This is a genomic window from Bacteroidota bacterium, assembly GCA_005882315.1.
Classification (GTDB): domain Bacteria; phylum Bacteroidota; class Bacteroidia; order Chitinophagales; family Chitinophagaceae; genus VBAR01.
The window spans coordinates 71773-91779 of sequence record VBAR01000002.1; the positions used below are offsets into that span (position 1 = coordinate 71773).

The 20007-nt window shown below is 38.2% G+C and carries 17 protein-coding genes; 11 read left to right on the plus strand and 6 right to left on the minus strand.

Features of this window, described 5'->3' with window-relative positions; all coding sequences use genetic code 11:
• Window positions 1-49 precede the first annotated feature (49 nt).
• The 5 genes from E6H07_11460 (at window position 50) to E6H07_11480 (ending at window position 9249) form a co-directional block, all read left to right on the plus strand.
• The gene (locus E6H07_11460) at window positions 50-3778 is read left to right on the plus strand and encodes a PAS domain S-box protein (protein ID TMI63395.1); all 3729 of its coding nucleotides are present in this window, start codon (window positions 50-52) and stop codon (window positions 3776-3778) included.
• Window positions 3779-3782: 4 nt separating this feature from the next.
• A complete protein-coding gene (locus E6H07_11465; protein TMI63396.1) occupies window positions 3783-4262 on the plus strand; it encodes a response regulator in 480 nt (159 codons plus the stop codon).
• 495 nt (window positions 4263-4757) lie between these two features.
• Complete coding sequence (locus E6H07_11470; GenBank protein ID TMI63397.1) at window positions 4758-6407, plus strand: CTP synthase; 1650 nt, start codon at window positions 4758-4760, stop codon at window positions 6405-6407.
• 149 nt (window positions 6408-6556) lie between these two features.
• The gene (yidC, locus tag E6H07_11475; GenBank protein TMI63398.1) at window positions 6557-8422 is read left to right on the plus strand and encodes a membrane protein insertase YidC; all 1866 of its coding nucleotides are present in this window, start codon (window positions 6557-6559) and stop codon (window positions 8420-8422) included.
• 152 nt (window positions 8423-8574) lie between these two features.
• Entirely contained in the window at window positions 8575-9249 is a 675-nt protein-coding gene (locus E6H07_11480) for a DUF4412 domain-containing protein (protein ID TMI63399.1), read from the plus strand.
• 7 nt (window positions 9250-9256) lie between these two features.
• On the opposite strand, the gene E6H07_11485 is transcribed toward E6H07_11480, so the two are convergent.
• Window positions 9257-9607 carry a hypothetical protein gene (locus tag E6H07_11485; GenBank protein ID TMI63400.1) on the minus strand — a complete coding sequence of 117 codons (351 nt, stop codon included), beginning with the start codon at window positions 9605-9607 and terminating at the stop codon, window positions 9257-9259.
• Window positions 9608-9838: 231 nt separating this feature from the next.
• On the opposite strand from E6H07_11485, the gene E6H07_11490 reads away from it, so the two are divergent.
• The 4 genes from E6H07_11490 to E6H07_11505 all read left to right on the plus strand — a co-directional run bounded on the left by E6H07_11490 (window position 9839) and on the right by E6H07_11505 (window position 13752).
• Complete coding sequence (locus E6H07_11490) at window positions 9839-11266, plus strand: tetratricopeptide repeat protein (protein ID TMI63401.1); 1428 nt, start codon at window positions 9839-9841, stop codon at window positions 11264-11266.
• Window positions 11267-11384: 118 nt separating this feature from the next.
• Window positions 11385-12155 carry a phosphosulfolactate synthase gene (locus E6H07_11495; protein ID TMI63402.1) on the plus strand — a complete coding sequence of 257 codons (771 nt, stop codon included), beginning with the start codon at window positions 11385-11387 and terminating at the stop codon, window positions 12153-12155.
• Window positions 12155-12886 carry a shikimate dehydrogenase gene (locus E6H07_11500; GenBank protein ID TMI63403.1) on the plus strand — a complete coding sequence of 244 codons (732 nt, stop codon included), beginning with the start codon at window positions 12155-12157 and terminating at the stop codon, window positions 12884-12886. The genes E6H07_11495 and E6H07_11500 overlap by 1 nt, the downstream gene beginning before the upstream one ends.
• 41 nt (window positions 12887-12927) lie before the next feature.
• On the plus strand, window positions 12928-13752 hold the full coding sequence (locus tag E6H07_11505; GenBank protein TMI63404.1) for a tetratricopeptide repeat protein: 825 nt from the start codon (window positions 12928-12930) through the stop codon (window positions 13750-13752).
• Between the two features lie 15 nt (window positions 13753-13767).
• Here the strand turns inward: E6H07_11505 and E6H07_11510 are convergent, their stop codons facing one another.
• The 5 genes from E6H07_11510 to E6H07_11530 form a co-directional block, all read right to left on the minus strand.
• Complete coding sequence (locus E6H07_11510; protein TMI63405.1) at window positions 13768-14202, minus strand: thioesterase; 435 nt, start codon at window positions 14200-14202, stop codon at window positions 13768-13770.
• 32 nt (window positions 14203-14234) lie between these two features.
• Complete coding sequence (locus E6H07_11515) at window positions 14235-15275, minus strand: hypothetical protein (GenBank protein ID TMI63406.1); 1041 nt, start codon at window positions 15273-15275, stop codon at window positions 14235-14237.
• Complete coding sequence (locus E6H07_11520) at window positions 15272-15760, minus strand: sigma-70 family RNA polymerase sigma factor (GenBank protein TMI63407.1); 489 nt, start codon at window positions 15758-15760, stop codon at window positions 15272-15274. Before E6H07_11520 ends, E6H07_11515 begins: the two co-directional genes overlap by 4 nt.
• 68 nt (window positions 15761-15828) lie before the next feature.
• Window positions 15829-16425 (minus strand): RdgB/HAM1 family non-canonical purine NTP pyrophosphatase, encoded by a 597-nt coding sequence (gene rdgB, locus E6H07_11525; protein TMI63408.1) that lies wholly within the window; start codon window positions 16423-16425, stop codon window positions 15829-15831.
• Window positions 16426-16434: 9 nt separating this feature from the next.
• On the minus strand, window positions 16435-16944 hold the full coding sequence (locus tag E6H07_11530; GenBank protein TMI63409.1) for a hypothetical protein: 510 nt from the start codon (window positions 16942-16944) through the stop codon (window positions 16435-16437).
• Between the two features lie 72 nt (window positions 16945-17016).
• Between E6H07_11530 and E6H07_11535 the strand changes: the two genes are divergently transcribed.
• Window positions 17017-18081, plus strand: coding sequence for a branched-chain amino acid aminotransferase (locus E6H07_11535; protein ID TMI63410.1), 1065 nt, complete (start codon window positions 17017-17019; stop codon window positions 18079-18081).
• Window positions 18082-18388: 307 nt separating this feature from the next.
• On the plus strand, window positions 18389-19852 hold the full coding sequence (locus E6H07_11540; protein ID TMI63411.1) for a hypothetical protein: 1464 nt from the start codon (window positions 18389-18391) through the stop codon (window positions 19850-19852).
• Window positions 19853-20007: the final 155 nt, after the last annotated feature.

Consider the following 20007-nt stretch of genomic DNA (forward strand, 5'->3'; position numbering starts at 1 on the left):
CACATCCTGATGAAACTCTTAGGTGTACCAAAACATCAAAGAATCAACAATGAATCGAAAGGGTTCAAAGAAGCAAACGAAAATCACCAATAAGAAAAAAATACTTAGCACCGCTGGTAAAAACAAGCGTAAGGCCCCCCCTCGTTCAATTTCTAAAAAATCAATTGAAAGAAAAGATAAAAAACCTGCCAGGTTTAAAGATTTTCCTATAGTAGCTATTGGTGCTTCTGCCGGCGGTATTGAAGCCATTTCCAAATTATTGGAAAACATATCTCCTGATCTTGGAATGAGCTATGTTATCATTCAGCATCTTGCACCTGATCATGAAAGTATTTTACCTGAATTGCTGGAAAGAAAAACAAGTATGCCTGTTCACCAGGTGAAAGATGGTATGGAAGTGAAGGCAGATAATGTATATGTGATCCCGCCTAACACATATATGAGCATTACAGATGGTCATTTAAGACTTTCTCCCCGTATCAAATCAGATGGGGTTTATCATTCAATAGATTTCTTTTTAAATGCGTTGGCACCGGTTTATAAAAACAAAGCAATTGCTGTTATACTTTCCGGTTCGGCAACGGATGGTTCTGTCGGGGTTCAATCAATAAAAGCAGAAGGCGGGATCACCTTTGCGCAGGATGATTCGGCAAAATTCATGGGCATGCCACTTAGTGCCATCGATACCGGCTTTATTGATTTTATACTATCTCCAAAAGAAATAGCAAAGCAACTGGAAGATTTTCCAAAAATTATTAATTCAATTAACTCTGCCAGTAAACCAGCCGAAACGGAAACCAGCGAAACTGAATTAAAGAAAATTTTCTTCCTGTTGCATAATAAACGTGGTATTGATTTTTCTTATTATAAACCAAATACAATTAATCGCCGCATTCAGCGCCGGATGCTTTTGCACAGAAAAACCAAAGCTGCTGATTATGTAAAGTTTTTACAGCAAAATCCTGATGAAGTAGAACTATTGTATAGTGATCTTTTGATCAATGTGACAAGTTTTTTCCGTGAGCCCGGTTCCTATGCTTTTTTGGTAGAAAAAATTTTCCCGGCGCTGATGAAGGATAGAAATCCAACCGATGCTCTTCGCATCTGGATACCTGCTTGTGCAAGTGGCGAGGAAACTTATTCTATTGCTATTTGTCTTTTCGAATTTCTAAAGGGAAGATCTATTCAAACACCTGTACAGATCTTTGCTACAGATATTAACGAAAAGGCGATAGAAAAAGCCAGGATGGGGGTTTATTCAAGAGGCTTGCTGGAAAATGTTTCTCCAAAAAGGTTGAAGGAGTATTTTATAAAGGTGGATAACAGCTACCAGATAGTAAAATCTATCAGGGATATTTGTGTTTTTGCACCGCATAATCTTCTCAAGGATCCTCCTTTTTCAAGAATGGACATGATCAGTTGCCAGAATGTAATGATATACCTGGAGCATATTGGTCAAAAAAAAATACTCACTACATTCCATTATGCGCTAAAACCTACAGGCTACCTGTTCCTGGGTAAATCAGAAACGATCAGCAGTGCTCAGGAATTATTTACTGTAGCAGATAAAGAGAATAAGGTTTATAAAAGAAAGGAGGGGCCAACAAATGGAAATTTCACGATCCAGCCCCCCAATTATTATCAGGATAAAAATATTCCTGATCATAAGAAAAATTTAGCTACCGGCATTTCGAATAATAATATCGATAAGGAAATAGAAAAGATATTGCTTTCACGTTATATACCTGCCAGCGTAGTCGTTGATAAGGACCTGCAGGTACAACGATTTCTTGGAACAGCTTCTCATTATTTACAACCTGCATCAGGAAAGGCAAGCCTGCATCTTTTAAAATTGGTGCGGGATGACCTTGCCTTTGATCTGAGAAAGCTTTTATACCGGGCCAAAAAAGAAAAAATAGCTGTGAAAAAAGCGGGTCTTGTTATTTCAGATAACGGGCATTCAAGAGAAATAGAGATCGAGGTAAATCCGCTTAAAACCCCATCCAGCAGTCCACACTTTCTTATTTTATTTAAAGAATCAAAACGTTCTTTATTGCCGGCCCCAAAAGATAACGGCAAGAAAGTTCAGAAAAATATAAATGAAAAACGTATCAGCGAACTGGAACAGGAATTGGCAGGTGCAAAAGAACACCTGAAAATAATCAGTGAAGAATTTGAAGCGGCCCACGAGGAATTACAGTCATCCAACGAAGAAGTTCTTTCGTCCAATGAAGAATTGCAAAGCATTAATGAAGAATTGGAAACTTCAAGAGAAGAGTTGCAATCAACCAATGAAGAGCTGATAACTATTAATGAAGAATTACAAAATCGTAACCTGGAATTAAAAGAATTTAGTGAATATAAAAGAGCCATTGTAGAAACCATACATGAATCACTTATAATACTTTCCGGGGATCTGCACGTAAAATCTGCCAATAAAGGATTTTATAACACATTTCATTCAAATCCAAGGGACACAGAAGGCCGCTACCTGTTTGAATTAGGAAACCATCAATGGGATATTCCGGAATTAAGAGAGCAACTGCTCCGGGTACAATCAGAAAATGTTGATGTGGTAAATTTTGAAGTAAGTCATAAGTTTCTCAGTATCGGGCAAAAGGTAATGCTATTAAATGCCCAACGAATTCCACTGGGTGAGAATGATTCATTGATCCTGTTAGCAATTGAAGATATTACAGAAAAAAGAATTGCAGAGGTCCAATTAAAAGAAAGTGAAGAGAGATTCAAGATTCTGCTGCAAAATGCTTTTGACATCATAACGATCTTCGACCCCGATGGAACTATAATGTATGAAAGTCCGGCTATAGAAACTGTGCTGGGATATACACCGGAAGAAAGAATGGGAAAAAATATAATTAAACATTCGATTGTTCACCCGGATGACAAAAAGAAAAAAATTGAAATGCTGGAAAGTGCCGTCGCCAATCCCGGGCAAAACATTAATGTCGAGTTCCGTCTGCAGCATAAAAATGGAACTTATCGCACTATTGATGCCGTATGCCGTAACATGATGGATGATATACGGATCAATGGCATTATCGCCACTTATCGTGATATAACAGATCGCAAGATCCTCGAACAGCAAAAGGATGAATTTATTGGCATTGCCAGTCATGAATTAAAAACGCCGGTAACAAGTATAAAAGCCTATTCCCAAATATTGCAGGATGTATTTGCGAAGGCTCATGATAAAAAATCTGTGGAATTATTGCACAAGATGGAGGCACAGGTGGACCGTTTGAATGTATTGATCGTGGACCTGCTGGATTTTACACGCATTGAAGGAGGTAAATTAAAATTCAGAGAAGAGAATTACAATATGAATGAGTTGATAAAGGAAGTGGCTGAGGATATGCAAAGAGCATCTAAAACACATAAGATCATTTTAAAACTTGATGGCAAAGCAGAATTGTTTGGCGATCGTTTCAGGATCGGGCAGGTGATCACCAATCTTCTCAGTAATGCTATTAAATATTCTCCTGGCGCAAAACAGGTAATAGTTTCCTCAAAAACTGAGGCGGAACAAGTAACCGTTTGTGTGCAGGATTTTGGAATAGGAATAAACGCAAATCTTGTAGACAAAGTATTCGACAAATTTTTCAGGGTAACAGAACCGTTGTTGAATACTTTCCCCGGTCTTGGGTTGGGCTTATATATTGCAGCTGAAATTGTGAAAAGGCAGGGTGGCATTATGAGTGTAACAAGTACAGAAGGCAAAGGATCATCTTTCTGCTTTTCACTACCGTTTAAACGTTAAGATTATGAAGATAAAGACAAACAGGGGAGGAAAGAAAACAATTGGTCCAGGTGGTAAAGGCATGGCTTTTGCCCAGCCATTAACAATGAAGAAGAAAATTCTCGTTGCAGATGATGATTCCAGTCTCAGGGATATATTTAAGATCATTTTGGCAAAGGCCGGTTATGATATTGAATTGAAAGAGGATGCGAATGAAATATTCAAAAACAATTTTAAAATCCCTGACCTTTTCCTGATCGATAAACTCTTATCGGGTGTTGATGGGCTGGAAGTTTGCCGTTATTTAAAAAATAATCCTTCTACAAGTAATATCCCTATTGTAATGATCTCCGCTTCGCCGGATATAGCTGCCGCAGCCACTTATGCGGGGGCAGACGATTTTATTGAAAAACCTTTTGAATCAAAGCATTTGCTGAGTGTAATAGAACGTAATATCAGCCGGGCCAAAACCCCGGAACTTAATAAAAAGAGGTTGAATAAATAATGTCTTTACCATCTACCCAATGGTAAATAATACTCATACAGAAATAAATTTATTCCCATCTGCTTTATTCAGCGCATTCTTTGGCTCTTGAAATCCGGGATTACAAAAAATAGGAAAGGGTTGTTAGTTTTTACCAAAACCGTGATTGGCAAAGGGTCAGCGCAGAATACAAGGGTAGTTTTTCCTTTTAAAACCGGTTAGTAATTTCAAACCCTCCTTACTTTTCCACAAAAAATCAATTCAATTTTTACAGTAAGATTATTTCTTTTAGTTTTGTACGACCTCCCGGAAATATTATTACAGTTTCCATACGATGGGTCAAGATTGGACCGGAAATTTTTCAACGATTTTTACTGGTTGTGAACTGAGTCAATAGAAGGTTATTTGAACATTGAGAGAATTGACAGTGGGGCGTTTTTTTTTGTTTATGCGGATGAGAAAAAACAATTGACATGGGATCCTTTTGTATTAAACTAAATCTGAAAATAACCTGATATGGCTAAATATATTTTTGTAACGGGTGGTGTTACTTCCTCTTTGGGAAAGGGCATCATTGCAGCATCGCTTGCCAAACTTTTGCAGGCAAGAGGCCTGCGTGTTACCATTCAAAAACTGGACCCTTACATTAATGTTGACCCCGGTACGCTAAACCCTTACGAACATGGTGAATGTTATGTAACAGAAGACGGCGCTGAAACTGATCTGGACCTTGGACACTACGAAAGATTTTTGAACTTGTTTACTTCCCAGGCAAACAATGTAACGACTGGACGTATCTATCAAACAGTGATCAATAAAGAAAGAGAAGGGGCTTATCTTGGAAAAACCGTCCAGGTAATTCCGCATATCACAGATGAAATAAAAAGACGGATGCTGCAACTGGGGCAAACCGGCCAGTTTGATGTAGTAATAACAGAGATTGGCGGAACAGTTGGTGATATCGAAAGCTTACCGTTTGTAGAAGCTGTGCGCCAGTTGCAATGGGAGCTACCTGAAGAGGATACTGTTGTTGTTCATCTTACACTTATACCTTATTTAAAAGCTGCAAAAGAATTAAAAACAAAACCTACCCAGCACAGTGTAAAGATGCTGAGCCAGGAAGGTGTGCATCCTGATATAATTGTTTGCCGTACCGAAAGACAACTAGGTCCTGAATTGAGAAGAAAGATTGCCCAGTTTTGTAATGTAAGACAGGAAGCAGTGATAGAAGCTGCCGATGCACCTACTATTTATGAAGTGCCACTTGCAATGATGCGTGAAGGACTGGATGTGATCTGTCTGAAGAAATTAAATATAACAGGGTATAAGGAAGCTGAGCTTGGTAAATGGAAAGAGTTTTTGGATAAATTAAAATATCCGAAAAGTAAAGTTTCTATTGGTTTGATTGGAAAATATATCGAACTACAGGATGCCTATAAATCTATTTTGGAATCATTCATACATGCGGGTGCAATGAATGAATGCCAGGTGCAGGTGGTGAATGTGCACAGTGAATTTATTACAGATGATAATGTAGCTGAAAAGTTAGCCGGTCTCGATGGATTACTGGTAGCTCCGGGTTTTGGTCATCGTGGAGTGGAAGGAAAAATAGTGGCTGTAAAATATGCCCGTGAAAATAGTTTACCATTCTTCGGAATTTGTTTGGGTATGCAGATGGCGGTAATTGAGTTTGCAAGAAATATTTTAGGTATGAAGCAAGCACATTCTACAGAAATGGATTTAAACACTCCCGACCCTGTTATCGATTTGATGGAAGAACAGAAAAAGATAACTGCAAAAGGTGGTACGATGCGGTTAGGTTCGTATCCATGTGCTATTAAGCCGGGAACATTGGCAAATAGAATTTACAATTCAGAAAATATAACTGAGCGTCACAGGCATCGTTGGGAGTTTAATAATAAATATCTTGAACAGTATGAAACTGCAGGTATGATTGCCAGCGGTAAAAACCCTGCAACCAACCTGGTTGAAATAATTGAGATACCAGCACATCCATTTTTCGTCGGTGTACAATACCACCCGGAATTAAAAAGCACAGTTGAAAACCCTCAGCCGATCTTTGTAAGCTTTATCAAAGCAGCTAAAGAATTTTCGGAAAAAAAAACTGAGGTGAAAAACCCGTTGCTTCAAAGCGAGATGATATAATAGTTTGGAATCGGGAGTTCGGAGTCAGGAATACTGACCATGTTTCAGGTTTTTTAATTCGGAATTTCCATTCACCGACTTCTGATTATCAACTACGGACGACTGCCTCCGAACACCTATCTTTGCCGCCTTAATTAAATTTCCAAGGAATGAACTTTGATCGTAATACCATTATTGGTTTCGCTTTGTTGGGTGTACTGTTTGTAGGCTTTTTCTGGATCAATTCCCGAGATCAGAAAAAGAACCAGGCAATCCAGCTTGAGATACTACAGAAAAAGCAACGTGAGGATAGCATAAAAAAAGCAAATGCTCCAAAAGTTGATTCAGCCACAGCAAAAATTGATTCACTCCATGCTGACTCTGCAAATAAAATAAGTAAAGCCGGCAATTTTCAAAATGCAATTACTGGTACTGAAAAAATAACAGTGGTTGAAAATGATTTATTGCGTATCAGTTTTACTAACAAAGGAGGTCGGCCAAAATTTGTTGAACTCAAAAATTTTAAAACCAGGGATAGCAATTTGGTAAAATTGGCTGGCACTGATTATGATAAACTTTCTTACCCGATCAATACAGCAGAAGGAAAAGTAGCAGACATCACTGATTTCTTTTTTTCTGATCCTGTAATAACTACAAATACTGACGGTTCAAAGACGGTTTCATTTTCGCTTCCTTCATCTGATAGCTCAGGTAGTATTCCTGTAAAGCATGTTTACATACTTAAGAAAGATGATTACATGATCGACTTTAATGTGGAAATGAACGGTGCTAATAAATTGCTGACCGGTGGTGTAATGAATCTGAACTGGAATTACAAAGCAGTTGCGCAGGAAAGCGATTTCGATTATGACAAGCAAAATACACAGATCGGTTTTGTAATGGATGATGAGTTTGATTATTACAATATTGCCAAGCGGAGTGAAAAGGAATTTGACAAGTCAGTAAAATGGCTGGCAGTGCGTCAGCGGTTCTTCAATACAATCCTGGTTGCAAAAAATAATTTCAAGGGTGGTAAGATGAGTTGGGTGTTGCCTTCTGATAGTCAAAGAACGGTTGTACAATTTGATGCAAATTTGAAAGTGGAAATGCCTGCAACAGGAAATCAAACAGCAGCATTCAGTATTTATTATGGCCCGTCAGATTACAAGCTGCTTAGAAAGTATGATATGAATATGGGCAAACTTATCAATCTTGGCCAGGGTTTTTATACGTTTGTCCGCCCTATCAACAAATATTTGATCATACCGATTTTTGACTTCTTCAGAAATAATGTGGTCAGTATGGGTTTGGTTATTGCATTGCTAACATTTATCATACGGCTGCTTATTTCACCATTGACCTATACAAGCTACCTGAGTGGTGCAAAGATGAAAGCATTAAGACCGGAGATTGCAAAACTGAAAGAAAAATTCGGCGCTGACCAGCAAGCAATGAGTATGGAACAAATGAAATTGTTTCGTGAAGCCGGTGTAAATCCATTGGGCGGTTGTATTCCTGCATTACTTCAGATACCGATCTTTTTTGCATTATTTAGCTTTTTTAATTCCAATGTAGCTTTGCGTGGCGAAAGTTTCTGGTTTGCCAATGATCTGTCCGTTTACGATAGTGTAATACATTTTGGCTTTAATATTCCGATATTAGGAAATCATATCAGTATATTCAATCTTACTGCTACTATTACCAGCTTCCTTATTTCAATCTACAGCATGAGCATGACTCCTGATCAGAGTAATCCTGTGCTGAAGTATATGCCTTATATTTTCCCTGTATTTCTTTTATTCTTCTTTAATAGACTCCCCGCGGCATTAACCTGGTACTATACTGTTTCAAATGCTGTAACCTTATTGATACAGATCGTTATTCAGAAATATATTATTGACCATGACAAGATACTAGTGAAGATCGAGGCCAATCGAAAGAAGCCAAAGACCAAATCGAAATGGCAGGAACGATTTGAGCAGGTGCAGGAACAGCAAAAGAAAATGAAACAAGTACAGCAGAAGGGAAAGAAGTGATCCGTTAAGACATTGTTATGATAGTGAGTCCCGCCAACGGCGGGATTCGTTTTTTCCAAATGCCTGTTCATTTTAGTTAATACTATCTATCATTGCAACTATTTGAGTAATTTGGTACATCTTTTTCAGGAACAGGCTAAATAAAAACTAAAATGAACTTGAAAGCTATTTACTCCTTATTAATTGGTTTGCTGGTTTTCGCACAGTTGCAGGCACAGCGAAAATTGACAGAGGCGACCATTTCTTATGATATTACCATTACTACATCGGCTGCCAAGCCGAAAGCTGCAGATGCAGTTGACGGCTCTGTAAGTGTTATTTACCTTAAGGCAAACTCAAGCCGGACTGAAATGATAACACCGCTGGGCAACCAGCATACAATTATAGATGGCAATACTGGGAATGTAACTGTATTGCGTGAATGGGGTGCCCAGAAGTATATGATAACAATGACCCCCAAAAACTGGAAAGAGTATAATCAGAAATATGAGAATATAACATTTACTTATTTTGAAGAATACAAAACAATTGCGGGCTATAAATGCCAGAAAGCGGTAGGAAATCTGAATGATAGTGCTAAAACTACGTTTACGGTTTTCTTTACAAAAGAACTTGTTCCTTCCAATAATGACTTTCAGTATCTCAACAGAGGACTACCAGGTCTTGCTATGGAATATGGAGTTGTAAAAGGTGGCGACGTACATACCTATATAGTAAACAATATCAACTTTGATCCCATACCTGCAGCAAAGTTTGAAATACCTAAATCAGGATATAGAGTACTCACATACGAAGAAACTAAATCAAATAAAACGGGATCGAAATAAGAGAAGATCAACGTGGGTTTACAACAACCTTTCCCATCAGGAATTGTTTTTTCATTGGAACTGTATAAGCAGTATTACCTATCTGGTAAGTAGCAGCACCATTAAGATTGATATAAGAAGGTTTGTTTGTTGTAAGCAATCTTCCACCACGGAATTCATAACCAGACTTCAAAGAAAAAGTTCCAGGTTTTAAAGTAGACTTTTGTGCAAGCAATCTTGTTTTAGGTCTATCAGAATTTTTACCTGAACTATAAATGCCCATAGTTGCATAGGCACCGAATGCAGATACAACTATCAGTGCGAACACCGATAACTTGATACGTGCAATCTTCTTGATATTGTTTAGACTTTTATTCATTGCCTTACAAAAATAGAGTTAAAAAGTGAAGGAAACCAAACCGTCTGTAATAATTTTATATACTTCTTAACGTTAGGTTAGTTGATTTTGTTACATAGGCATCGGTTTTTTCCACAGGTTTTTACACAAATGGGGAAAAATCCAAGTTGAGTCATAAGAATTAATTGCCTTAAATTGTAGCATATAACGTAGTTCTTTTCTTACTATATCCACCTTAAATTATTGAAAACCATGACAGAAAAAGAAAATCAATTCAGTGAGGACAGATATGAATTACAGGAACTTTTGAACCAATACTCAAAACTCAGGGCAGGCAAATCCCATTTATATATTGAGGAAGAAGCTTTCGAAAAAATAATCGGCTACTACCAGGATAAGGATGACCTGAAAAACGCATTAGAAGCCTCTGAATCAGCAATTGAACAATTTCCCTCGTCAGCCGACCTGCTCATAAAAAAAGCAGATGTATTGTTATCAGCCCGGCATTATCAAAAAGCCTTAGATATACTTGAAAAAGCAGAGTTGTTTGATAAAAACAACCTGAACCTGTATATCTGCAAAACAGATGCATATCTCGCCTTGGATTTGGAAGAAGAAGCAATTGCTGTTTTGAATAATGCACTTGAGCGATTCGAAGGTGATGATAGAATAGAATTGCTTTTCGAAATGGCCGATATCTATGACTTCTATGAAGATTTTGAAAAAGTGTTTGATTGCCTGAAAATGGTATTGGAACAGGAACCAAATAATGAAGAAGCTTTATATAAAATTTGTTTCTGGACAGATTTTACGGGCCGCAATGAGGAAGGTATTCGTTTGCATCAGAGTATCATTGATAGGTTTCCTTACAATCATCTTGCATGGTTCAATCTTGGTGCCGCTTTCCAGGGCATTAAACTTTATGAAAAAGCAATTGACGCCTACCAGTATGCAATTGCAATTGATGAAAAATTTGATTATGCCTATCGTAATATCGGCGATGCTTATATCCGCCTGAGAAAATATAAAGAAGCAAATGAAGCTTTATTCAAAGTCGTTGAGCTGGCAAAACCAGAAGATGTTATTTACGAAGCGATCGGTTATTGCTATGATAGACAAAAGAATTATTCGCAGGCAAGATTGTATTATCGGAAAGCACTTCACCTGAATGCAGAGAATAGTTTATTGTATTATAAAATAGCATGTACTTATTTTAATGATGAAAATTACAGTAGTAGCATCAAACAACTGGAGTTTGCAAATAAGATCAACAACCGCCACCCTGATTTTCATCTACTGATGGGTGAATGTTACCTGCGGATGGAGAAATTTACTGATGCGATTGAATATTTTAAAACAGCTGTAAACCTGCGACCCAAAAATGCGCCGGGTTGGGAGGCATTGATCCGCTGTTTGTATTATGCAGAAAAATATGATGATGCTTATGATCACACTGATCTTGCATTGCATTATACAGATAATAAACCCGTTTTTCTTTTTTATAAAAGCTCAGTGCTTTTTGCATTGGGAAAAAACAAAGCTGCATTGCTTCAACTGGAAGAAGCCATGGAAACATCGCCCCGGTTGCTTAAAAAGTTTGTTGATTTTAACCCATCTATTTTACAAAATCGCCAGGTAGTGGACCTGATTGCAAAATATAAACGGAAAAAATCCATATAAGCTTCAGTTCATGTTGTGATAATCTTCAGAAGTACTCTGTTTATTCTTCCCTATTTTTGCGGCCTGTGAAAGAGTTAAGTATTTCAAACAGAGCACTTGCGGCTTAAAAAAATAAGTAATGAATTTTAATCTTAGCCAGATCCCCGATCGTTTTTTGAAACCACGTACAGCAGGATTGACAATGGTAATGGATAAAGGCCTCAGCGTGGTTGAAGCTCAAAATTTTTTGAGTGTAACCCACCCACATGTTGATATTATCAAGTTGGGCTTTGGCACATCATTCGTAACCCCTACTCTTCGTGATAAACTGGATGTTTACCGTACCTATGATATTCCAATTTATTTCGGAGGTACCTTATTTGAAGCCTTTCTTATCCGCAACCAGTTTGAAGATTATATTTCAGTATGCAAGGAATATGGGATCGAATATATGGAAGTAAGCGATGGTTCTATAACCATACCGCATGCAGAGAAGTGTGGTTATATAGAAAAACTTACCAAACACGGAACTGTGTTAAGCGAAGTGGGCAGTAAGGATGCAGCGCATATTATGCCACCTTATAAATGGATCGAGCTGATGCGTGCCGAATTAAATGCCGGGGCCACTTATGTTATCGCTGAAGCAAGAGAAGCAGGTAATGTGGGTATTTACCGCGGCTCTGGTGAAGTAAGAGAAGGTTTAGTACAGGAAATCCTTACACAAATACCCGGTGAAAAAATTATCTGGGAAGCGCCACAGAAGGCACAACAATTATATTTTATTGAATTACTTGGCTGCAATGTCAATCTTGGAAATATTGCTCCTAATGAAGTACTGCCACTTGAATCGATGCGATTAGGTTTAAGAGGCGATACCTTCCACCTGTTTCTTGAAAAAAAGCAAGCCTGATGCGATTATTCGGGCTGATAGGATACCCGTTGTCGCATTCTTTTTCTCAAAAATTTTTTACTGAGAAATTTGAGAAAGAAGGCATACAGAATTGCAGGTATTTGAATTTTCCTATTGCTTCAATTGATGAATTGCGGGCCGTAATCAACGAAAATCCAGGTCTTGAAGGGATCAATGTTACTATTCCTTATAAAGAGCAGGTTATTCCTTATTTGGATGAAACATCGGAAACAGTAAAGGAGATTGGCGCATGCAATACCATTAAAATAATACAAGCGAAGTTGTATGGCTATAATACTGATGTGCCTGGGTTTGAAGCATCATTTGTAAAAGAATTGAAACCTCATCATAAGCAGGCCCTGGTACTTGGCTCAGGCGGTGCTTCAAAGGCTATACAGTATGTGCTGACTAAACTTGGAATTCCATTTAAGGTTGTATCGAGAAACCCAAAAGGTGTTGAAACAGGTTATAATTCTATTACAGCGGATAATATTGGGGATTACCCTGTTATTATCAATACTACACCATTAGGTATGCAACCTGCAGTTAATCAGTTTCCGTCATTACCTTACTCAGCGATGAGCAATAAGCATTATTTATTCGATTTGATTTATAATCCTGCTAAAACAGTTTTTCTTGAATCGGGTGAAAAATACGGAGCCGTTATAAAGAATGGGTATGAAATGCTGGTGAACCAGGCAGTAGAAAGCTGGAAAATTTGGAATGACTGAGTTAGTGATTAAATTTATGTGCTGATCGATCAACAAATCCCGTGAAGAAAATTATCAACCTTACTGTTTCTTTTTTCTTATTGCTGAGCAATCTTATTGGCCAGGAAACTCCCTCTGAACTTTTTAATAAGGCAATGGAGTTTAAAAAATCCCGCAATTGCAATGAAGTACTGGAACTGTTGAATAAAGCAACTAACCTGAAACCTGATTTTGGCGAAGCCTGGTTAGAAAAAGGCTGGTGCCTGAATGAACTCAGTAGGTCCCAGGAAGCTGTGACTGCTTTACAGAAAGCCAATACGCTTTTGAAAAACAATTACAATGTTTATTGTGAACTGGCTCATGCATGGTATTCACTCGATAAAAAAGATTCAGCATTAAAATATTTTAAAGAAACACTTCGCTTAAAGCCCGATTACCAGCTTGCAGTTATAGGATTGGCAGATTTATTCAGGGAAAAGTTTAATGACAATGAACAGGCACTAAGCTGGTACCTGAAAGGGGCTAAAATGGACAGTACACATAAAAAAACAAATTATTGGATCGGCTGGTGCTATAATGGCCAAAAGAAATATGATAGTGCAGCTTATTACCTCTTAAAAGTTTTAGATACAGATGCATCAAATATTCCCGCCTCTGTTGAATTAGGTTATGCTTATTATTCCCTTAACCGCTACAGTGAAGCCATCGAAATATTTAAACCGGCATTAGCTGCAAAAACAAAATCCGAAGTCGCTATATTTTATTCAGGTATGTGTCTCGCAAAGACGGGCAATAAAGCATCTGCATTGGATAAGTATAATGAACTCGTTATCCTGAACAGTTCATTTGCTTCACAATTACTGGCAGAGATACAAAAGATGAAATAGCAGCTCCGCTAAGAATTATAATGCTGAGATTTTTGCAACTGCTATTTCCGGTATGTTAGCAATTTTCTTTTTCGAATAATCATAGCCGAGAATGCCTGTTTTAATTTTCGCTACGAGTACTCTTCCTTTATCAGTTTCTTTTTCCATTTTGTAGTAAAGCTCAAAACCGATCTTGGAAAAGTTCATTGCTTTTATAGAAATGATAACTGTATCGCCATAAAACATTTCTCCTTTATATTCAATTGCTGCATCTGTAACAATAGTGCCAATCCCTTCTAAATTCAATTCGCCATAGCCTGCTTTATTAAAGAATCTAACTCTTGCTTCGTGTGCCAAAGTAAGTACAGCATCATTACCAACATGGCCGCCATAGTTGATATCGGATATGCGAATTGGTATTTCTGTTTTGAAATTGAACTCTTCAGGAAGATCTACCTGTACTTTGGCCATGGTTCTTTTTTGATAAAAATAATAAAACCCAGTTATTTTAAAATATCAGCCATTTCAAGCGGGTTAAAAGAGAGGTTCATAGGTGTTTTTGAAAGTTTTTCCTGCCATGATTTTACAAGGTCATTACAAGCCTTGTTGTTGATACTTGCCAATGCATCCTGTGATATTTCACCATTTTTATCATACAAGCATTTCATGTCTGCAAGCTTTTTTGAAACTTTCATCAGTTCGCCTTCATCATTAAGATAAACAAGATAGCGTGGAGAAGTGGGGTCAGCGGCAACATTACCTGTTTCAGCTGGTTTGTTTTTTTGTATTGAATTTATATCTGCAATTATTTCTTCGGAATTTGCATGCGAGGTTTGTGGCACTGTTACAGAAGCTACCGAAACGTTATTCGATGCTTTCGTTCTGCGGATCTTTGTTTTAGTTGTAGTATTATTTGAAGCAATTATTTCTTCGGAATTTTCTAAAGTCTGTGTTGATTCAGTGTTTGAATTTTCAGATGGCGGATTATTGGTAACCTCCGGAATTGATTTCGTTGCCGGCGATTTTGCCTCCTCTTTTGCAAGATTGTTTTCAGCTGTTCTATTTCCACTCATCAATTGAACACTTCCCCATGCAAGCATACCGATAATTACAGCTGCTGCTGCGTAACGGATGAATTGTTTACTTGTTTTTCGGAAAGGAACAACCTTCGTTTTAGTTTCAAGTGCTGTAAGAATTTTACTCCAGTTATTTTCGGGAGGTATTACTTCCAAATTCTTAAGCCTCGAAAATTTCTGATTGAATGTTTCTTCTGTAAGCTGCGATTCAATTTGACTCCAGATCTCAGCAGGAGGTGTTTCTGAAATATTTAAAAGTTTGGTTGCGACCCTTTCTTCAGAAATATCTATTTCAAGTTTGTTCTCAATTTTTTCCCAAACCCCTTCTGGCGGGTTTGCATTTACGCCGAGTAATTTTTTTTTAAAAGTATTTTCTACCTGTAGCTCATCGAGTGAAACAGCAAGTTTATCCCACACCTGTTGCGGTGGGTTTACTTCCAGGTTGTATAATTTTTTTTCAGCACTCATCTTACAATTCCAGTGTGTTGCTTTATCATATCTTGTAGGATCACTTTTGCCCGTGATAATTGTGATTTACTTGTGCCTTCTGTGATGTCGAGCATTTCTGCAATTTCTTTATGTGAATAACCTTCTACTACGTACAAGTTAAAAACCGCTCTGTAACCCGGTGCTAGCTGCTGTACCAGCTTCAGAATATCCTTTTCACTCAAGCCATCCAATGCGGTCAGCGTTTTTGATTCAAGTGTATTTTCTTCCCTTTCAGTTACCGGCTGCATGTAATGCTTCCGTCTAAAATGCTCAATCGCCGTATTTACAAACACCCTCCGGATCCAGCCTTCGAAAGATCCTTCGCTACGGAAGCTGTCGAGCTTTCTAAAAACCTTTACAAATCCATCCTGGAGAACATCCTGTGCATCATCACCATTACCGGTGTAGCGGAGACAAACGCCATACATTTTTGGAGCAAACCGGTTGTATAATTCCTGCTGCATACGCCGGTCATTTTCCAAACAGCCCTTTATTAAGTCGCTGTCAGTGATATTGAGGTTGCTTTGAAGATTCAATTTTGGGTGTTTTTTTCTGCACTATTTTTGAGGAAGGACAGGAGTTTATCAGTAGCTTTTTTCCTGTGACTGAATTTGTTTTTTTCTGACATATCCAGCTCAGCAAATGTACGGTTTTCGCCTTCGGGAACAAACACAGGATCATAGCCAAAGCCATTGTTCCCACGCTGGTCATCGATGATCTTTCCCTCGCATACTCCCTCAAAAAAATATTCCTTTTCATCAAGAATGAGTGAGATAACTGTTCTGAAACGGGCACTGCGGTCTTGATGGCCTTGAAGGTTTGCAAGCAATTTGTCAATGTTTTTGTCAAACGATTTTACTTCACCGGCATATCGGGCACTTTTTACACCGGGCTCGCCGTTCAGTGCATCTACTTCCAGTCCGGTGTCTTCACTAAAACAATTTAGACCAGTAAGCCGATGGATCGTTCCTGATTTTTCAGAAGCATTTTCTTTCAACGTATCATGTGGCTCGGGTATGTCAATATCAATACCAGCATCTTTCAATGTGATGATGTCAAATTTATCACCCACCACTGTTTTTATTTCATCCACCTTGTGCTGGTTATTGGTTGCAAAAATCAGTTTCATAAAAACTTATTACAGGTTAAATAGTTTTTTCAAACTGGTCCAGAGCTGGCCTTTTAATGTTTTATCTTTTTCGATATCATCAAGCAGTGGCGATGAAAGATAATTAATGCCGTCAAAAAACTGAACCTGGAAGAGGGGAAAACTGATGGGTAATGAAAGCGATTCTGTTTTAACACCAAACAATAAAACGGATTTTGCCGGAACTTCTTTAAGTAGTTCTTTAGAAGATCTCCCGGATGATCTGGCAAAATTTATAATTGCAATATCATCGAGGTTAAGCTTGCAGGCAGTAAGTATGCTGGTTAAAAAATTTAACTGTGCATCGGGAATATGCACTGCATCTTCATAGCTTACAATTATCACAACCTGTTTTTTATTATTGCCTAAAAAACTGGTAGAGTCTTTTTGTTTTGTTTGTTTTGTCTCGATCCGGCTTATCGATTGACCGGATTCAATCAAAACATTTTTATACAAATCAGCAATCGTGCCTGGTGGTAAGTGAATATCATTCAAACTCATAAGTGAAACTGCATTTTTATTGAAACCGCTAACCGCTTTTTCCGTTTCTTTGCAATGCAAAATAACCTAAATATGATTGCGGAAATGGCGATACCTGTAACAAAAATAAATAAGAGCAAACTCAGTGAGATAAAACTGGAAAATCTTCCTTTCGGTAAATTCTATACCGATCATATGCTGGAGGCTGATTTTGAAAATGGCCAATGGACAAATATTCAGATAAAACCTTATCAGCAATTTTCCATCAGTCCATCACTGGCTGCATTGCATTATGGCCAGGCAATTTTTGAAGGGATCAAAGCATTTCCCAATCAAACCGGAGAAGCATTCATCTTTCGTCCGCATAAAAATTTTGAAAGATTTAATAATTCTGCACGCCGCATGCAAATGCCAGAAGTGCCTGAAGAATTATTTATAGAAGGCATGCGCCAATTGATCGCTTTAGATAAAAACTGGATACCCGATGTTGCCGATCATTCATTGTATATCCGTCCATTCATGTTTTCAAGTGATGAAGTGATAGGAGTGAAGCCTTCAGATAATTATAAGTTCATGATCATTCTTAGTCCTACCGGGCCTTATCATGTAGCGCCAATGCGTTTGTGGGTAGAAGAAAAATATACAAGAGCTGCTCCCGGTGGTGTTGGTTTTGCAAAAGCCGCCGGCAATTACGGTGCTTCTATGCAAGCTACAGCCGAGGCAAAAAAGATGGGGTATGATCAGGTATTGTGGACGGATGCTTTTGAACATAAGTACATACAGGAATGTGGCATGATGAATGTGTTTTTCATTATTGGTAACACTGCAATTACTCCCGGCCTTGAAGAAGGAACGATACTTGAAGGTGTAACCCGTGACAGTGTACTTACATTGTTAAAAGAAATGGATTTGAAAGTAGAAGAAAGAAAGATCAGCATCGATGAAGTGATAACTGCTTATAAAGCTGGTGAAAGGATGGAAGTATTTGGAACAGGAACAGCTGCAACTATTTCCCCGATAAAGGAGCTTCGCTATAAAGATTTTGAAATGAAATTTGATGTGGATGCATGGAAAGTGGCGCCTGCAATCAAAAAGCAACTCACAGATATCCGCGAGGGAAGATTGGAAGACAAATGGGATTGGATGTGGAAGATTTAATTATGTTTCCGATAGAGACAATTACAACTTTTTTACTCAAAATATTGTAAGTAAGATTTTTCATTGTTTTTATTCTCCCCGATTGCTATTTATTGAGAGATGATTTCTTAAAAGAATGTTGCAACCAGTATTTACAATCAATTAACTGATAATTTCTACTTAAAACTCTGACAGCCAAAACGGCTGGCATAATAATTACGTCTTATTACCAGGAACAATTCTACACAGTTAATTTTTACAGCGGCTTTAGAGGAAAAGCATTCTGCCTGAGAAGTAAAAATTTTATTAACAACTAAATCTTATTACTATGAAACGTACTCTAAAGACGTGCATGATAGTAATTGTAATGGTACTATCAGGTGCGGTACAAAATGAATCAAAGGCACAGGTGTCGGCAAGCATATCATTCCAGACTTTTTATGATGAACTGAGTCCGTATGGCGAATGGATATATTATCCATCTTATGGTTATGTATGGAGCCCGGATGATAGTTATTCAGGATTTCATCCTTATAGATCGGGAGGGCATTGGGTATGGACAGACGATTACGATTGGCTCTGGGCTTCGGATTATGACTGGGGCTGGGCGCCATTTCACTATGGCCGATGGTTATATGATTCCTATTATGGTTGGATATGGGTGCCGGACTATGAGTGGTCGCCTGCGTGGGTAGTGTGGCGAAATGGCGGAGGCTATTATGGCTGGGCACCAATGAGCCCGGGAATCAGTATAAATCTTTATTTCGGAAGTTATTCCCCGTCTTATGATTACTGGTGTTTTGCACCAAGACAATACATTAACTCATCACGTATATCCGATTATTATGTAGATGTGCGGCAAAACACAACGATCATTAATAACACAACTGTAATAAATAATTACAGTACAAGAAATAATTCGTATGTAACCGGGCCTTCACGGAGAGATGCAGAGAGATATACCGGTTCGCAAATTCGTTCGACATCTATTAGTGAGTCAAGAAATCCGGGTAAGATAAGGGTTCGGGGAAATGAAGTGGCTATTTATAAACCTTCTATCAGCAGACAAAGTTCAGGTAATGATGTTCCTAAAAAATTTGAACGTTATAATGCCAATAATAAAAATGACAGGGCGAATACAAGAAACAACGATAGGATAGAAACAAGAAGTACAAACAATCCTGAAGTAAGACGAGAAAGAAATGAACCTGTTAAGGAAAGATATGATATCCGTAATCAACCTGAAAGGAAGAGTAATGAAGTAATTCCTGAGAGACCTTCAAATAAAGAGATTCGTGAACAAAGAGGACAGGAGCGAAGAACATTTGAAAGACCACAACAGAATCAAGGAACAATAGAAAGGCCGCAGCAGCAACAAAGACCAGATGTAAGACCGCAACAGGAGAGAAGAACAATAGAAAGACCGGAGCAGCAACAAAGACCTGATGCAAGGCCGCAACAGGAACGAAGAATAATTGAAAGAACACAGCAGCAAGAAAGGCCTGATGTTAGGCCACAACAGGAGCAAGGAAGAATTGAAAGACAACAACAGCAGCAAAGACCTGATGTAAGGCCTCAACAAGAGAGAAGAACAATAGAAAGATCCCAGCAACAACAAAGACCTGATATTAGGCCGAATGAGAATCGGAGACAACGACAAGAGGCGCCTGTTCAAAACCCTAACAATCAGCAAAGGGAAATACAAAGGAATGTAAATAGCCCCGGGCAGACCCCAGCAAATAATAGTAATGGAAATAATAATGGTAGGGGTAGGGGAAGAGGTAACGGGTAAAGAAAAGTCTATCTGAATTTATCAGAGCCTTGCACAAGCAGGGCTCTTTTTTTAGAATCTATCGTTTCGGCCTTAATTTGCAGCTTTGGTTTACATGAGTATGTGCAGATAAAATAGGGGCTTGCCCAAGGTTTTAGCCTGTTTATAACTGGTTG

Bases quoted from the DNA above. Each gene is read 5' to 3' on its own strand.
- E6H07_11460 (TMI63395.1), top strand. From the start codon at position 50: ATGAATCGAAAGGGTTCAAAGAAGCAAACGAAAATCACCAATAAGAAA.
- E6H07_11465 (TMI63396.1), top strand. From the start codon at position 3,783: ATGAAGATAAAGACAAACAGGGGAGGAAAGAAAACAATTGGTCCAGGT.
- E6H07_11470 (TMI63397.1), top strand. From the start codon at position 4,758: ATGGCTAAATATATTTTTGTAACGGGTGGTGTTACTTCCTCTTTGGGA.
- yidC (TMI63398.1), top strand. From the start codon at position 6,557: ATGAACTTTGATCGTAATACCATTATTGGTTTCGCTTTGTTGGGTGTA.
- E6H07_11480 (TMI63399.1), top strand. From the start codon at position 8,575: ATGAACTTGAAAGCTATTTACTCCTTATTAATTGGTTTGCTGGTTTTC.
- E6H07_11485 (TMI63400.1), bottom strand. From the start codon at position 9,607: ATGAATAAAAGTCTAAACAATATCAAGAAGATTGCACGTATCAAGTTA.
- E6H07_11490 (TMI63401.1), top strand. From the start codon at position 9,839: ATGACAGAAAAAGAAAATCAATTCAGTGAGGACAGATATGAATTACAG.
- E6H07_11495 (TMI63402.1), top strand. From the start codon at position 11,385: ATGAATTTTAATCTTAGCCAGATCCCCGATCGTTTTTTGAAACCACGT.
- E6H07_11500 (TMI63403.1), top strand. From the start codon at position 12,155: ATGCGATTATTCGGGCTGATAGGATACCCGTTGTCGCATTCTTTTTCT.
- E6H07_11510 (TMI63405.1), bottom strand. From the start codon at position 14,202: ATGGCCAAAGTACAGGTAGATCTTCCTGAAGAGTTCAATTTCAAAACA.
- E6H07_11515 (TMI63406.1), bottom strand. From the start codon at position 15,275: ATGAGTGCTGAAAAAAAATTATACAACCTGGAAGTAAACCCACCGCAA.
- E6H07_11520 (TMI63407.1), bottom strand. From the start codon at position 15,760: ATGCAGCAGGAATTATACAACCGGTTTGCTCCAAAAATGTATGGCGTT.
- rdgB (TMI63408.1), bottom strand. From the start codon at position 16,425: ATGAAACTGATTTTTGCAACCAATAACCAGCACAAGGTGGATGAAATA.
- E6H07_11530 (TMI63409.1), bottom strand. From the start codon at position 16,944: ATGAGTTTGAATGATATTCACTTACCACCAGGCACGATTGCTGATTTG.
- E6H07_11535 (TMI63410.1), top strand. From the start codon at position 17,017: ATGATTGCGGAAATGGCGATACCTGTAACAAAAATAAATAAGAGCAAA.
- E6H07_11540 (TMI63411.1), top strand. From the start codon at position 18,389: ATGAAACGTACTCTAAAGACGTGCATGATAGTAATTGTAATGGTACTA.